The organism is Paenibacillus sp. Soil724D2 (genome assembly GCF_001427935.1).
Taxonomy (GTDB): Bacteria; Bacillota; Bacilli; order Paenibacillales; family NBRC-103111; genus Paenibacillus_E.
Genome location: NZ_LMRY01000060.1, coordinates 226,987 through 241,643, shown reverse-complemented (window position 1 = coordinate 241,643; position 14,657 = coordinate 226,987). Strand labels below are relative to the sequence as shown.

Sequence of the window (14,657 nt, the reverse complement as noted above, 5' to 3'; positions counted from 1 at the left end):
CATGACGAAAATTGCGATATTCGGTGTAGGGCTGATCGGTGGATCACTTGCCTTATGCTATAAAGGAAAACCTGGTTTTACAGTCGTTGGTCATTCACCGAATCCGAAGTCAGTTGAAAAGCTAATAAAACGGAATGTTGTTGATTTGGCTACAACTAACATGGCTGAAGCGGTAGAAGGAGCGGACTACATTTTTCTATGCGTGCCAGTTGGTATGTTAGAGGAATATGTGCAGCAGCTCATGCAGCTCCCTCTGAAAGATGGTTGCATCATCACAGATGTTGGTAGTACCAAAGCTTCAATCACGGAGAGCGCAGCATCCTTTGTCAAGGAGAACGTCTATTTTATCGGCGGTCATCCAATGGCAGGCTCTGAACGTCATGGGGTGGAGGCAGCTTCCTCGCACCTTTTCGAAAATGCGTTCTATGTCCTGACACCGTCAGAGGGTACACCACAAGCTGAGGTTGATCGTCTAACGGAGCTGCTCAGGAAGACGAAGGCTCAAATTGTCCAAGTAGGCGCACGTGAACACGATGACATCGTAGGAGCGATCAGCCATTTACCGCATATTATCGCGGTTGCATTGGTTAACCAAGTAAGAGGCTATAACGAAACAAATCCGTTGTATCAAAATCTGGCCGCTGGCGGCTTCAGGGATATCACACGTATTGCATCCAGTGAACCGATGATTTGGCGCGATATTCTTGTTAACAATAAGGATGTGCTGCTTAAACTGCTTACGGATTGGAAGCTAGAAATGTCGCGCTTTATTAAGTTGCTGGAACAAGGTGACGGTGAAGGGATCGCTGAACAATTCCGTGTTGCAGGTGAGTTTCGCAGTCAATTGCCTGAACGCAGAAAAGGTATGATTACGTCCTTATTCGATATTTATGTTGATATTCCCGATCACCCTGGTATCATTGGCCAAATTACAACCTTACTAGGTAACGCTAGAATTAATTTAAGCAACATTCAAATTATTGAAAGCCGTGAAGATGTTCCTGGTATACTGCGTCTTTCCTTTCGAAATCAGGAAGACGCCGATCGGGCATCTGAGCTGCTCAGTGGGCCATACGCAGTGCATGTTTAATGCTCATAATTGTAGATAAATAAGCTGGTTTCTTTCCTTTTTTGGACAATTCGAAAAGAGGAAGGGATCAGCTTATTTTATTTTTGTTAACAGATTCTCAAAGAAAAAGCTTCGTGATATAATGACATCTATTCATATATATATTACATATTTTATTGTGGGGCGAACGTGATGAAGATCCAATTGGTATGGAAAAGTATGCTTATTTTGTTAATCGCTTTCATGAATTTTTTGCCATCCTTAGTGCGAGCAAATGATGTTGTTTATTCAAATGAAGTTGTTGTACTTGTGTATCACCATATCGATGATCAGGTACAGGGCTCCGTGACGATTTCGACTAAGCTGTTCGAAAAGCAGTTGGAGGCTATGCAGCGGAAAGGTTATCATTTCATTAGCATGGATGAGTTTAAAAGCTTCAAGTCAGAAGGGACGGCAATTCCTGACAATGCGGTGCTTGTTACGTTTGATGATGGCTACAAAAGCTTCTACACCAATGCTTTTCCGATACTCAAAAAAATGCGAATACCTGCTGTGAACTTCGTTATTACCAAAGATTTGGACAACCCGGGAGGAACACCTTTACCTTCCTTGTCTAGAGAAGAGATTATGAAAATGCGAAAAGAGTTTGCTGGTATTGATTTTCAATGTCATTCGGATGCGCTGCATGCGATGAGCAATGGCAAGCCGCTGTTAACCAACAAAATAACACTAAACGGTATAACAGAAACAGACGATGAATTCAAACAAAGAGTTCTGAACGATACCCGTACAGGTCTTTCTAAACTCATTGAAGTGAATGGCTCAAAGTCCGTCGATTCCTATGCGTACCCTTTCGGAAGCTATGATGATGTTACGATTTCTTATCTTCAGGAAGCTGGAGTTAAGTTTGCCTTTACAACTAAACCAGGTATAACTATGAAGGAAACGGATCCTATGCAAATCCCGCGGATCAATGCAGGCAGTCCGTTCATTCGACCACATTCCATAAATAATTTGATTAAACAAGCAAAGAGGCATCAAATACAACCCCTTCAATCTTAAAAAAATGAGTTAGTAAACGTTTTCAAAATAAGTATTGACAGAATGAAACCGTATACATATAATTAAAGTACAGTATGGTTTCTCTCCACTCCTATCCGATAATCGCACCATAAGTGCAACCGCCGATTCGGCGGTTTTTTTTTGTGCATATATACCATATTTTTCTGATTTTATTATATAATGGGAAGGACAGTCTGTTGTTTGCATCAGACACACTGCGAATTGAACTTTATCCAACAATTTGTCGAATCTAGCAGGAATTTCGTGATGGATCAAGAAGGTTTTATAGGCTCGTATTTTATTCATACATAAATTCATAATTTTTTTACAAATAACCGCAACTTTTCACTCCTGCAGCAGTACAACATGTATGAGCAGTTGGAGTGGTACCCGGGATCGTTAGGAGGGCCGCCACGTAATGACCGATTCCCAATTGATCAGAGAAATCAAGGATGGAAATGTTCAACTTTACAATGAACTTATGCGTCGTTACGAGCGTAAAATCCTTGCATTTATATTTCATATGTTAAAGAATACGCAGATGGAAGCCATCGCAGAAGATCTGTGTAACGAAACTTTTTATAAAGCGTATCGCAGTTTGCATTCTTTCCGTGAAATCGAGGCATCCTTTTCAACCTGGTTATACACCATTGCCCGGAATACGGTTCTGAGTGAGCTGCGCAAAAATAAAAGCGTTCAAGTCTCGTTGGAACAAAGTGGACTTACGCCACATGCATCCTTTGATGCCATGCCAGAGCAAGCTATGCTGCGTAATGAGAAAGTGTCTATGGTTCGCGAAGCGATTAACAGTTTACCAGAGAAACAACGATCGGCTTTGATACTTAGAGAGTACGATCAGATGGATTATCAGGAAATCGCGAACATTTTAGGCCAAACGGTAAGCTCGGTGAAGTCACTCTTGTTTAGAGCAAGGGCATCCGTTAAATTACAACTGGATCCTTATTTCAGTGAACCGATATTCGAAGAATCGAAGGGATGAAAGATCATGAAGTGTAGTGAGATCCAGGAGTTATTTGGGGTATATTGGGATTTGCCGAATGATGACCTGCGTCGTGCCGCGGTAGATGAGCATATAACAACTTGTGCCGAATGTGCAGAAGAATTTCAAATATGGGAAGAAAGTACGATACTCATTCGTACTGCGGCGATTGAGAGTGAGCTGCCTGATTATGAGCCAATGGTTTCGGGCAAGGTTATGAATCGAATTTACGAAAACGAATCATGGCGAATTCCAGTTTCTGAACGTATGTATGCCATCTCTTACACACTTAGACGGAATCTTACCGCTGTTATTGCTTTTTGTTTAGCCTTATTCGTATTCAGTTTCTTATTTGCAATCGTGTACGATGGAACGCCACAATCTTCAATAGCAACTGCGGATAATTCTTTGTTTGATCTTCAAGCGCCGCAAGCCCTGAAGACCAGCGGTGCTGAATCGATGAATGGCCATAAGATGGGGGACGCGGTAGCGAGTCTGAATCCTAGCTTCATGGAACCTTTACGCTTCCACGTAGGACCTATTCACTCCTATCCGCATTACTTACTGGTCGTTTCGATACTAGGTCTAATTGCTACAATCATTATTATGAATTGGTTGTCACGAACAAAAGCATAATGCTCCTGCAGGAGCATTTTTTATTTTATAGAGATGGTGGAGGGCAAGCGAATGACAACAATCGGATTCATACGTCATGGGAGTACAGAATGGAATCGTCTTGGAAAGCTGCAGGGGCAGCTTGATACAGAATTGACCGGGGAAGGCAGAGAGCAAGCTCGGTTACTTGGACTAAGATTAGCCAAAGAAACCTGGGATGGCATAATAAGCAGTGATCTAACAAGAGCAAGAGAAACTGCACAAATCGTTTCGGATCTGTCTGGGATCCCCTTTATAGGTACAGACAAGAGGCTAAGGGAGCGAAAATATGGGCAGGTAGAAGGAACTACCGTTGCAGAAAGAGAAGAGCGCTGGGGACCCAATTGGAAGCTTCAGGAACTAGGTCAAGAGTCAGATGAAGATCTATGGAAACGATGGGCAGAGCTAGAAGCAGAATTACTTCAGACTTATCCGAGTGGGAAAATATTATTGATTTCTCATGGAGGTTTTATCGTACAGATTCTTAGGGTTCTTCGCATGGATCGTGTAGATTTTCTGCAGAATACATCGCTGACCATTCTACTTCGTCAAAAAGAGGGCTGGGAGCTTCAATTGTATAACTGTTTAACTCACTTACAATCTATAACTGAATAATAGCAATAAAGTAAAACATGACTTTTTTGAAAGAGTCATGTTTTTTTATTCGATTGGAATATTTTTGGTGAAAAATCCCATAATGGTTACTAGAAACCTCGGAGCTGAAAGCTTCGCTAAATGGGGGATGTAGGATGGAAATGAACCTAGCGGATATGCTCAGTTATGCCGATATCCATGAATTAGGCCGAATTGCTCATACCTACGAGTGTGAGTGTAATGGTAATTCGAAGAATGAATTGATTCAATCGATTTTGAGCACAGCTCTGCGCAGAGAGATTTTCGAGAAGCATATTCAAGGCTTAGCCTTGGAGGATATTCGATTTTTGAATTCGCTGCTTTTCGATCCTCGCAACGCTTTCAGTATTGAAGAACTTGTCGCTAGAGTTCAACAATCACGATTTCAGAAGGAGGATTCAGAGGAATGGAATCCTCGGGATATGATCATTAAATTCAAGAAACTTGGATGGCTGTTTAACGGCTATTCACAGCAGACTAAGTTTTTATTTCATGTTCCGCAAGATTTGAAGCGTAGATTTAGTGATGTTCTATCCGGACAGTTCAAACAAAGCCTGAAAACAACAAGTGAACCTAATGTATACCGGGATGAGCAATTACTTATCGTCGATGACATCTTTCATTTCTTGACGTTCATCTCACAAGAGCAGGAGATACCGCTCACAGCGGAAGGTTCTATGTACAAACGACAGCTTCAACAAATTCTCAATCGATTATCGGTTCAAGAAGAGATGGTATCCAAAGGGACGTGGCGATTCGGCTATGGCCGCATGTTTAAAGAGTATCCGAACCGGTTTTCTTTCATCTATGATTATTGCTATTACAGGCAACTGATTAGTGAGCATTCACAAACTCTTCGCTTAACTGAAGATGGAAAAGCAAGGCTGGTAGAAGGCAAGAAAGAAAACCTAGCAGAAGTTTATAAGTTTTGGTTGAGGCTGTATAAAAATCCGATTCCGAATGTCCAAAGCATTGTAGCCTGGATTGATCGCCTAGGTGGGCAATGGGTAACCATGGCATCGCTAGGAGATGTGCTTTGTAAGCTTGTTAAACCCTTCTATTATGATAGTTCTGAATCGATCGTAGAACAACGAATTCTACAAATGATGATGCATTTGGGCCTGATTCGGATCGGGGAAGATCAGGAGCATGGAGTTGTCATTCAAGTCACCAAGCTGGGAACGAAAGTGATTCAAGGAACATTTGTTGCTGAAGAAGATAAGGTCGTCCTCTTTCTGGATAAAGAAAGTATACGTTTCAAAGAAGACATCAAGTAGATAGGTAAAGACACATTCCTATTGAATCGGGCGATTGAATGAAGCGCTGGTGTGCTGAGTGAATATGATGGAGTAGGGGCATACACAAGGGATTGGCATACACCAAGAAGCAGACTTACATGTTTTTGCGAAAAAGAAGCTCCTGACAAACCGCGGACAACATTTGGAGGTAGGTCTCATGGGAAAAATGAATGTATCTAACGATGCGCTGCTGGCACTTTTCGCGGAAATGGTTTGGGATAATGCCATACGCAAATATAAAGAAGAAAATCTTTATAAAGAGATTGACCGCGCTTTAGCCAAAGGAGATCAAACTACGTTTCTGGCTCTTACATCAGAGCTTAAAACGTTACAATCTTTGGGTTAATTACTTATTTGGTGGCGGGCATAAACACGTAAAAGAGGGCATGTGAATCCTATTCACGTGTCTTTTTTTGCTGCATATCGGGTGAAAAAAGAACTTATTCGTCGCCCCATGCGTCTCTTTAAATGAGCATTATATCCAAACATAAGGAGACTACGAATGAAAAAAATGATAAAAAACCCCCGTATTCGAAAAGTAATGACGTCCGTTCTTTTAATCACAGGTCTAATTGCAGGAGCTGCGTCTGTGTATGCGGCTTTTCTATATAACAAAGTGAATCAGACGCTGGATCATATTGCTGCGCCTGGAGCTACTGCTGCATCAAATCTAAATGGCGAAAGCTTTGCACCTGTTACGCAAGCAACCAATCCCATTGAAAGGCCGCTAACGTTCCTCCTAACAGCAATAGATGAACGAGAAGGTAATGAGGGATCACTGAATACGGATGTCATGATGCTTTTCCGTATTAATCCGAAAACCCATCAAGGAACTGTGGTATCCATTCCAAGGGATCTGGAGATTGAAGCTGATAAGTCGGGATTAGACGGTTCTCATAAAGCTAATTATTTTTATGCTTATTATTACAATAAAAATAGAGACACAGCCCTAAATGAAACCAAAAAGCTGTTCAGTGATGTATATCAAGTTCCAATTGATTATATGGCTGTTATTAATTTTGATGGCTTTCGGAAGCTCATCGATCAGTTAGGGGGAATGACCGTCGAAGTTGATATGGATATGCGCTATCAGGATGAAAGTGATGGAACGGATATTCATCTGAACAAAGGAAAACAGCAGTTGAATGGCAAACAGGTGTTAGATTTTATCCGTTACCGGAAATCCAATTTAGGTACGGCAGAATCCTCTGATATGGAACGGAATCAAAGAGAACAGCTAGTACTTAATCAGTTGTTAGATCAATTAACCACATTGAATGGTTTGACCGCTTGGTCGGGTGTGCTTGATATCATTGGAGGATCAATTAAAACGGATATTCCAGCCGATGAGCTTCGTACATTGACGAAATCCTATCGTGACTTGAAGCCGGCGACCGTTCGCTATATTCAATTAAAAGGAGAATGGGAGAGCCCCTATCTGGTTGTAAAGCAGCAGGATCTGGAGGAAGCACTTGGGGCGTTGCGCGGTCAACAATCGGGTGAACAGATTGACAGTCAGATAAGGACGGATTAAAGTACAAGATGAGATTCGTAACATTACATAGCAACCGTACATTTGGCAAACAATAGGGAGGACAATTCGTTGAAGTTTAATGATATATCAGCACAAGATTGGTTTGAATTGAAACCGTATTTGGACACCTGTTTACTTCCATTGACTGGGTTAACTGGATTTGAAGATCCTGCACAAGTGACACTAGCGTTAGAACAGCTTCGAGATGCTCTGGAAACGATTGAAATTCCTTACAAGGGCAGAGTAGTAACCTATCCAGCTCTTCACTACATAACGGGTACGGATATGAGAGAACAGTTGAATACCATCTCACTTCATTTGAAAAGAATGGGGTTCCGTTATGTAATCGGTCTTACCATACATACAGAAGCAGCTCTTTGGAAAGCAGAGCAAACCGACTTGCTGATTGTTGTCGATATGGAGCAGTGGACAAGCCAATCAGAATTAATCAAATCAAGTATTTCCAAACAAGTACAAGAACTATGGCAGCAGAACGATTAACTTTAAACGGACAGCGTATTAATGGAAAAAAAGTTGTGCAGGATAAGGGGAGAAATTAATTTCTTTAGCTGCCAAAAAGTTGTGACAATTTCGTTAAAATTTGTCCAATGGCCGAGATTTCAACCGACGAAAAGGAGTTATGGATTCTTGACGACCTAGTAGACGTAGGCTATTATTAGTAATGTCCTAGTTATGTAGTGTAATGTCGAACGACACGTGATAGAGGTAACTGACGTCCGAGAGGGTTCGGACATCGGCCAATGTAGGAGGGTAGACCTGAGAATGAGTGATCATAACAATCACAAAGAAGAACAGCATGGGAAGAAACCCGGGACCAAACGCGAAATGTCTCGTCGACAATTTCTTTCTTACACCCTTGGTGGCGCTGGAGGATTTATGGGAGCCGGTATTATTATACCGATGATACGGTTTGCAATTGATCCTGTCCTTCAAAAGAAGAGTGCTTCGGATTGGGTTAAAGTTGTCGAAGAAAGTAAAATTACAAATGTTCCACAAGCGTTTACGTTCCAAGTCCATCAGGTTGACGGCTGGTACGAAAGCGATGCTGAACTGGTTGCATGGATTTCCAAAGACAGCGGCGGCAAGCTCTTTGCGTTGAATCCAACTTGTAAGCATCTTGGATGTACAGTCAACTGGAACGATAATCCTGCTTACAAAGATCAGTATTTCTGTCCTTGTCACGGTGCTCATTATACGCAAGATGGTAAGAACCTTGCTGTAGCACCAAAGCCTTTGGATGAATACACGACCAAAGTAGAGAATGGTTTCGTTTATGTGGGACAACTACATGCTAACACAAGAGTATAAGGAGGCGTCAGCATCAGATGTTTAAAAACGTATACAACTGGATTGACGAACGTCTTGATATTACGCCAATGTGGAGGGATGTAGCAGACCACGAGGTTCCAGAGCACGTAAACCCTGCTCATCATTTTTCCGCTTTCGTATATTGCTTCGGCGGATTGACGTTTTTCATTACAGTCATTCAAATTTTGTCAGGTATGTTCTTAACCATGTACTACACACCTGATATTATCAACGCGTATGCCAGCGTTGACTATTTACAACATAAAGTAGCCTTCGGTGTTATTGTCAGAGGTATGCACCACTGGGGAGCCAGCTTAGTAATCGTCATGATGTTCTTACATACCCTGCGCGTGTTCTTCACAGGTTCTTATAAAGCACCCCGTGAAATGAACTGGGTTGTAGGCATGCTCATTTTCTTCGTTATGTTAGGTCTTGGTTTTACCGGGTACCTGCTCCCATGGGATAACAAAGCGTATTTCGCAACACAAGTAGGTATGAAGATCGCAGCATCGGTACCGTTCGCGGGACCATATATTGAAACATTGCTGCAAGGTGGAAGCATTGTTGGCGCTCAAACATTGACTCGTTTCTTTGCCATCCACGTATTCTTCCTACCGGGCGTTCTGCTAGCTTTGCTTGCTGGACATTTCTTCATGATTCGCAAACAAGGTATTTCCGGACCGCTATAATTGAAAGGAGGGTCAATGCGTGGCGCATGGTCATAAGTCTGACGAAAAAATCGTTTATGTGGGAGATTCCCGCGTAATAAAGAAATCACAAGAGCAACGACTGATTCCTAAAGATTATTCTGCATATCCGGGGAAATCAGAAGCGTTCATACCAAACTTCTTGTTGAAAGAATGGATGGTTGGTGTAGTCGTATTGGTCGGTATGTTAGTACTGGTCATGTCGGATCCAGCTCCGCTAGGATATCCTGCGGATCCTAAGAACACAGCGTTCATTCCGATGCCGGATTGGTATTTCTTATTCATGTATCAATTGTTGAAATACCCATATACATCAGGAGATTACGTTGTTCTTGGTGCGGTTGTAGTACCTGGTTTACTGTTCGGCGGCTTATTGCTTGCTCCTTTCTTGGACACAGGTAAAGAGCGTCGTTTCTACAGAAGACCTATCGCTTCAAGCTTGATGATTTTATCTCTTATCGCTTGTACGTATTTGACGTATACATCTTGGTCTCATTACCAAGTAGAATTGAAAGAGAAAAACATCGTTCCAGAGCACATTAAGCGTGAGGAAGAGATGCACGCGAAAAAAGGCGCAGCTGGCGGCGGCGGTGCTACAAAGGAAACGAAGAAATCTGCAGCTATCGTTGCAGCAGATGATCCTGGTGCAGAGATTTACAAGAAAGCAACTTGCTTATCTTGTCATGGCGCTGGACTTAAAGGGATGCCTGCTTCTGGTGTACCTCCTTTACTTGGTGTTGGGGATAAGCATCCCCAAGATGAGATTCTAGGTATTATCAAGAACGGTAAAGGCAACATGGGTAAGCAATACCAAGCTAACATTGATAAAGGCTTAAGCGATGCTGATATTAATAAACTTGCTGAATGGTTATCCAAACAAAAAGCTCAATAAACAAGGAAACCTGATCGCGAGAGCGGTCAGGTTTTTTTAGATAAGTTGGCACAAGAGGAGGAGCTTACTTGCAGCAAGGGTTGTCCGTTTCCTATTTTTGGAGCAAGGATTTTCTGCTCAGCAAAAAGATGTTGTGGGCGTTTTTCATTTCAAACCTTTTAGGAACCGTTTATGGCTATGAGTGGTACTGGGCACAAATGGTCGATACGATTGCTAATTATCCTGTTTGGTACGTATATTTTGTTCCAGATAGCCCAACAGCCAGCTTGTTTTTTACTTTATCAATCGGCTTCCTGCTTATGGACCGTTCTTTGGATCAACAACCTAATAAGCTTTATCGAGCTTTTCGCGGGTTTGTTGAAGCATTCGCATTGATTACTTCGTTTAAATATGGCATCTGGGCGGTTGCCATGATTTGGACAGGTGCGTGGCAGGGAGTTCCCGTCGGTTGGGATGGTTGGATGCTAACAGGTTCCCATTTGGCAATGGCTGTGGAAGCGCTGCTATTTGTTCGATGGTATAGATACCGGCTAACGGCTATTATCATTGTCGCCATCTGGACATTTTGGAACGATTTCATGGATTATGAAAGAGGAATTTTCCCGCGATTACCTCGAGAACTTGAAGACAATCTACATACGATAGAATGGTTCACAGTAGGGTTAAGTATTACTGGTATATTGATTGCAGTCATATGCCTGCTTACCCGTAAGAAAAGAAGTACATAACCGCATAGCTGCTGGTCTAAATTGGGACAAACCTCCATATGATGATGGTGAAGGAGGGGATGTCCCATGTTTAATTATTCCGGTATGAAATGGTTAACGACCACACTTCTGCTGGCAGCCGTTATAGTTATAAGCTCAGCTTGTGGAGTTAGCACGAGTACAAACGGACAAGCCGCTAAGCCAATAGATCCTGAACAACAAGAGCGGATAGCGTTTTTGAACCAAATTGCCGATGATATGTACAAACAAACCATGGATGGTCAAGTCACAGAGGCGAGAAATAAACTGCTGCAAATGTCTGATCAAATTCCTAAGATTCATTTTGAGGGTATTACATCTGTTGAGGGTTTAAATGCTTTAACGGAGACGATTACACAAGCGAAAAGGGTCTATAATGCCGCAGCCTATTCACCGGAAGAAGGGGAGATCGCTGTCGCCAAAATTCGTTTAGCCACGGATGCACTAACACATAAGAACCAGCCTATGTGGCTGCAATACTATAAAGTACTGCAAAATGATACGAATAACTTGAACGAGGACGTAAAAGCGAATAAACAGAAGGAGGCGTTGGCGAATTTCGGTAAGCTGTCGCAGCATATTGCCATTATTCATCCTTCCTTGCTAATTAGCCGAGATGCCGCTTCCGTCGAAAAGCTTGATTCACTGCTCACTTTTATCCGAACGAATGTGAATAGTCAGCCTATGTCGACTCGACAATTGGAGTCGGGGCTTGACCATCTGAACCAAGTTTTGGATGATTTGTTTCTAAAGAACAAGGATGCGATCGCTTTCGTACCGATTACGGATCCTAAACAGCCAATTATCTGGTCGATAGGTATTGGTCTCATTATTGTCAGTGTACTATCCTTCGTTGGATGGAGAATGTACCAATCAGGACGACACATTGTGCAGGTGAAGCAATCAAGAGAAAGCGAAAATAGGTAAAACATAAAAGTGGGTTAAGCAAGCTTATATAGCTGCTTAACCCACTTTTTGCATTACTGTGTTTTGAATCCTTCACCAATAACATCATGTACATCACCAATGATGATGAATGCCCTAGGATCCATTGCATGAATGAGCTCTCGAAGTCTTCTGGTTTCGTGACGATAGACGACACAATAAACAACTTCCTTATTATTACCGGAGTAGGCCCCCCTAGCTGGGAATAAAGTCACTCCTCTGTCTAGTTCCGTCGTAATGGCTTGTGCTAATTGACTAGCTTGATCACTAATAATGGTAAAAGCTTTGGCCGCGTATGCGCCCTCGGAAATATAATCGATGAGACGAGAGCTTACGAAGACGGCAACAAGTGAATATAAGACCTTCTCTTTTGGTAAATAGATTAATGAAGAGCCAATGACGATGACGTCAATAATGAGGATAACTTGGCCGACACTCCAACCTCTCTTCTTATTGCCGATATGAGCCAAGATATCAGAGCCGCCCGTAGTACCTCCGAAACGGAAGACAAGACCCAGTCCAGTCCCAAGTGTAATACCCGCATATAGAGTTGCTAGAAAGTAATCCTGAGAGGTGTGAAAAGGGATCAGCCATTCTTTTTGAATGAGTAACTCCATGATCCATAGAAAGAAAGATAACGCGACGACACCGAAGATGGTGTATAGCATCCGTCCTTTGCCGAAATTTTTCCAACCGATATAAAACAAGGGAATATTAATCAACAGGGTAGATATGGAAGGCGGGACGTTTAGTACGTATTTGAGCAGCAAGGAGACCCCAGTAACACCGCCCTCCATTAACTCATTGGAAATAACAAAATAGTGCAAACCAAACGCATAAATAGCTGTGCCGATCATAATTGCAACAACATTCGTAAATCGATCAGCAAATCGTTCCTTAAATCTCATTCCTGTTCCTCCAAATACTTGATGGTATCGCCAAAAAAATTTGTCAACTTTTCTTCTATAGTTTAACATAGTAATGATAGCTCGGTGAAGATGATGGAAAGAAGGGTGAACATGTCCGAACGTACTCTTAAAGATATACAATTAGAGGTTGACACTTATATTTCCCAGTTTAAGGAAGGTTATTTCAGTCCTTTATCTATGCTGGCCAGAATGTCAGAGGAAGTTGGTGAATTAGCCCGAGAAGTGAATCATACATACGGTGAAAAGCCCAAAAAAAGCACGGAAGAAGACAATTCTATTGAGCTCGAATTAGGTGATATTCTTTTTATAACCATCTGTTTCGCGAACTCTTTGGGCATTGATTTGACGGAAGCACACGATAAAATCATGCATAAATTCAACACGCGGGATGCGGGTCGATGGACCAAAATTAACACCGAAACTACATAAGCTTCATAAACTATACCATCCCCAATAACGGGAGACTCGATTTCGGGTGGAGGAGGATGGGCAGATGAATGGAGAAACTCAAATACAGAAAGCGTACGAATCCATACTTGGTCATGATTTTGAAAAAGCCATTGAATGGTTTGAAAAAGCGATAGCTGAAGAACCAAACAATGCTGCCTATCACTACAAGCTATCGATTACTTTCGCAAGAAGTAACAAATTGTTAAAAGCCATAGAGCATGCTTCTAGGGCACTTGAGTTGGTTAAAGATAATGAAGTTTATCGTTATCATTTGCAAGTGCTGCATGCAAGAGAATTAGTTGAAAAAGCACAAAAACAGCTGAGTACCCAGTCAGTGCATTCGGAAAGAGTGATTTTCTTACTAAAAGAAGCGATAGCTCTTGATCCTTTGGCTATTGAAGCGTATCTTATTCTAGGAGAAGCATTTGCTTTTCGAAAAGATTATGGGAGAGCCTATCAAACCGTGATGGAAGCGGTTCGTTTGGAGCCTCATCATGAAATTGCGAAACAGCATGCGGCGCTCTATCAACAAAAGATGAAATTATAGGCTTGAAACATACAAAAAGGAGATATACTCAACATGGATCGTAAAATTCGAGTAGCCGTTATTGGTGCAAGTGGAAGAATGGGGCGAGAGGTCGTGAAGACCGTTCTCACAGAATCCGATATGGAACTGGTGGCGGGGGTTAACCGGTCCTCTGGCCCAATTGATTTGGGAAGAATGGTAGGATTTGAAGAATGTGGGGTTAAAATGAGCAATGATTTGGAACAGGCTCTCACAGAATCCAGACCAGATGTCTTAGTAGACTTTACAGGTCCGCAAACAGCGGTTTCACATACAAACCTGGCTATTCGCCTAGGAATTCGCCCAGTAATGGGAACGACGGGATTTACGCCGCAAGCTATTGCTGAATTGGACAAGCAGTGCCAAGAAAGTGGAATTGGCGGAATAATAGCTCCGAATTTCTCAATAGGGGCAATACTTATGATGAAATTTGCTGCTCAAGCGTCTAAATACTTCCCTAATCTAGAAATCATTGAGTATCATGGGGACCAGAAGCTGGACGCGCCTTCAGGAACGGCAGTGAAAACCGCGGAACTTATCTCCGAAGTTAGAGGAGAACTGCGTCAAGGTAATCCGAAAGAAGAGGAAACAATTGAAGGTTCGCGCGGTGGGTATTACAATGGATTTAGAATACATAGCGTTCGACTGCCTGGAATCTTTGCTCAGCAGGAAGTGATTATGGCGGAGCAAGGTCAAGCGCTCAAAATTAGACATGACTCCTATGATCGTGCAGCCTATATGCCGGGCGTTGCCATTGCTGTACGTAAAGTGATGACATATAGCGGAATGATTTATGGATTCGAGCATTTTATAGATTAAAGAGCCCTAGGGGAGTGGAAGACAA

General features: G+C 42.2%; 18 protein-coding genes. 17 read left to right on the top strand and 1 reads right to left on the bottom strand.

Features of this window, described 5'->3' with window-relative positions:
• Position 1: 1 nt before the first annotated feature.
• The 14 genes from ASG85_RS36255 to ASG85_RS36190 all read left to right on the top strand — a co-directional run bounded on the left by ASG85_RS36255 (position 2) and on the right by ASG85_RS36190 (position 11,851).
• Complete coding sequence (locus tag ASG85_RS36255; RefSeq protein ID WP_060649466.1) at positions 2–1,090, top strand: prephenate dehydrogenase; 1,089 nt, start codon at positions 2–4, stop codon at positions 1,088–1,090.
• A gap of 171 nt (positions 1,091–1,261) precedes the next feature.
• The gene (locus ASG85_RS36250) at positions 1,262–2,131 is read left to right on the top strand and encodes a polysaccharide deacetylase family protein (RefSeq protein ID WP_060649465.1); all 870 of its coding nucleotides are present in this window, start codon (positions 1,262–1,264) and stop codon (positions 2,129–2,131) included.
• A 418-nt stretch (positions 2,132–2,549) separates the two neighbouring features.
• On the top strand, positions 2,550–3,131 hold the full coding sequence (locus ASG85_RS36245; RefSeq protein WP_047674226.1) for an RNA polymerase sigma factor: 582 nt from the start codon (positions 2,550–2,552) through the stop codon (positions 3,129–3,131).
• Positions 3,132–3,137: 6 nt separating this feature from the next.
• Entirely contained in the window at positions 3,138–3,767 is a 630-nt protein-coding gene (locus ASG85_RS36240) for an anti-sigma factor family protein (RefSeq protein ID WP_057301792.1), read from the top strand.
• Positions 3,768–3,818: 51 nt separating this feature from the next.
• Positions 3,819–4,400: a histidine phosphatase family protein gene (locus tag ASG85_RS36235; protein ID WP_060649464.1), complete on the top strand. Its 582-nt coding sequence runs from the start codon at positions 3,819–3,821 to the stop codon at positions 4,398–4,400.
• A 140-nt stretch (positions 4,401–4,540) separates the two neighbouring features.
• Positions 4,541–5,695: a hypothetical protein gene (locus ASG85_RS36230; RefSeq protein ID WP_060649503.1), complete on the top strand. Its 1,155-nt coding sequence runs from the start codon at positions 4,541–4,543 to the stop codon at positions 5,693–5,695.
• 178 nt (positions 5,696–5,873) lie between these two features.
• The gene (locus tag ASG85_RS36225) at positions 5,874–6,062 is read left to right on the top strand and encodes an IDEAL domain-containing protein (RefSeq protein WP_047674234.1); all 189 of its coding nucleotides are present in this window, start codon (positions 5,874–5,876) and stop codon (positions 6,060–6,062) included.
• A 156-nt stretch (positions 6,063–6,218) separates the two neighbouring features.
• Positions 6,219–7,250, top strand: coding sequence for an LCP family protein (locus ASG85_RS36220; RefSeq protein ID WP_060649463.1), 1,032 nt, complete (start codon positions 6,219–6,221; stop codon positions 7,248–7,250).
• 69 nt (positions 7,251–7,319) lie between these two features.
• Positions 7,320–7,751: a DUF2487 family protein gene (locus tag ASG85_RS36215; protein WP_057301789.1), complete on the top strand. Its 432-nt coding sequence runs from the start codon at positions 7,320–7,322 to the stop codon at positions 7,749–7,751.
• Positions 7,752–8,033: 282 nt separating this feature from the next.
• Entirely contained in the window at positions 8,034–8,579 is a 546-nt protein-coding gene (locus ASG85_RS36210; RefSeq protein ID WP_057301788.1) for a ubiquinol-cytochrome c reductase iron-sulfur subunit, read from the top strand.
• Between the two features lie 17 nt (positions 8,580–8,596).
• Complete coding sequence (gene qcrB, locus ASG85_RS36205) at positions 8,597–9,268, top strand: menaquinol-cytochrome c reductase cytochrome b subunit (RefSeq protein ID WP_028554311.1); 672 nt, start codon at positions 8,597–8,599, stop codon at positions 9,266–9,268.
• A 19-nt stretch (positions 9,269–9,287) separates the two neighbouring features.
• Positions 9,288–10,178: a menaquinol-cytochrome c reductase cytochrome b/c subunit gene (locus ASG85_RS36200; protein ID WP_057301787.1), complete on the top strand. Its 891-nt coding sequence runs from the start codon at positions 9,288–9,290 to the stop codon at positions 10,176–10,178.
• Between the two features lie 68 nt (positions 10,179–10,246).
• Positions 10,247–10,906, top strand: a complete 660-nt coding sequence (locus tag ASG85_RS36195) for a DUF1405 domain-containing protein (protein ID WP_235550299.1) — start codon at positions 10,247–10,249, stop codon at positions 10,904–10,906.
• Positions 10,907–10,972: 66 nt separating this feature from the next.
• Positions 10,973–11,851: a sporulation protein YpjB gene (locus ASG85_RS36190; RefSeq protein ID WP_057301786.1), complete on the top strand. Its 879-nt coding sequence runs from the start codon at positions 10,973–10,975 to the stop codon at positions 11,849–11,851.
• 53 nt (positions 11,852–11,904) lie between these two features.
• Here the strand turns inward: ASG85_RS36190 and ASG85_RS36185 are convergent, their stop codons facing one another.
• A complete protein-coding gene (locus ASG85_RS36185; RefSeq protein ID WP_057301785.1) occupies positions 11,905–12,777 on the bottom strand; it encodes a YitT family protein in 873 nt (290 codons plus the stop codon).
• A gap of 111 nt (positions 12,778–12,888) precedes the next feature.
• On the opposite strand from ASG85_RS36185, the gene ASG85_RS36180 reads away from it, so the two are divergent.
• The 3 genes from ASG85_RS36180 (at position 12,889) to dapB (ending at position 14,632) form a co-directional block, all read left to right on the top strand.
• On the top strand, positions 12,889–13,227 hold the full coding sequence (locus ASG85_RS36180) for a nucleotide pyrophosphohydrolase (RefSeq protein WP_057301784.1): 339 nt from the start codon (positions 12,889–12,891) through the stop codon (positions 13,225–13,227).
• A gap of 64 nt (positions 13,228–13,291) precedes the next feature.
• Entirely contained in the window at positions 13,292–13,795 is a 504-nt protein-coding gene (locus ASG85_RS36175; protein ID WP_060649462.1) for a tetratricopeptide repeat protein, read from the top strand.
• A gap of 33 nt (positions 13,796–13,828) precedes the next feature.
• Entirely contained in the window at positions 13,829–14,632 is an 804-nt protein-coding gene (gene dapB, locus ASG85_RS36170; protein WP_057301782.1) for a 4-hydroxy-tetrahydrodipicolinate reductase, read from the top strand.
• The last annotated feature ends 25 nt before the right edge of the window (positions 14,633–14,657 follow it).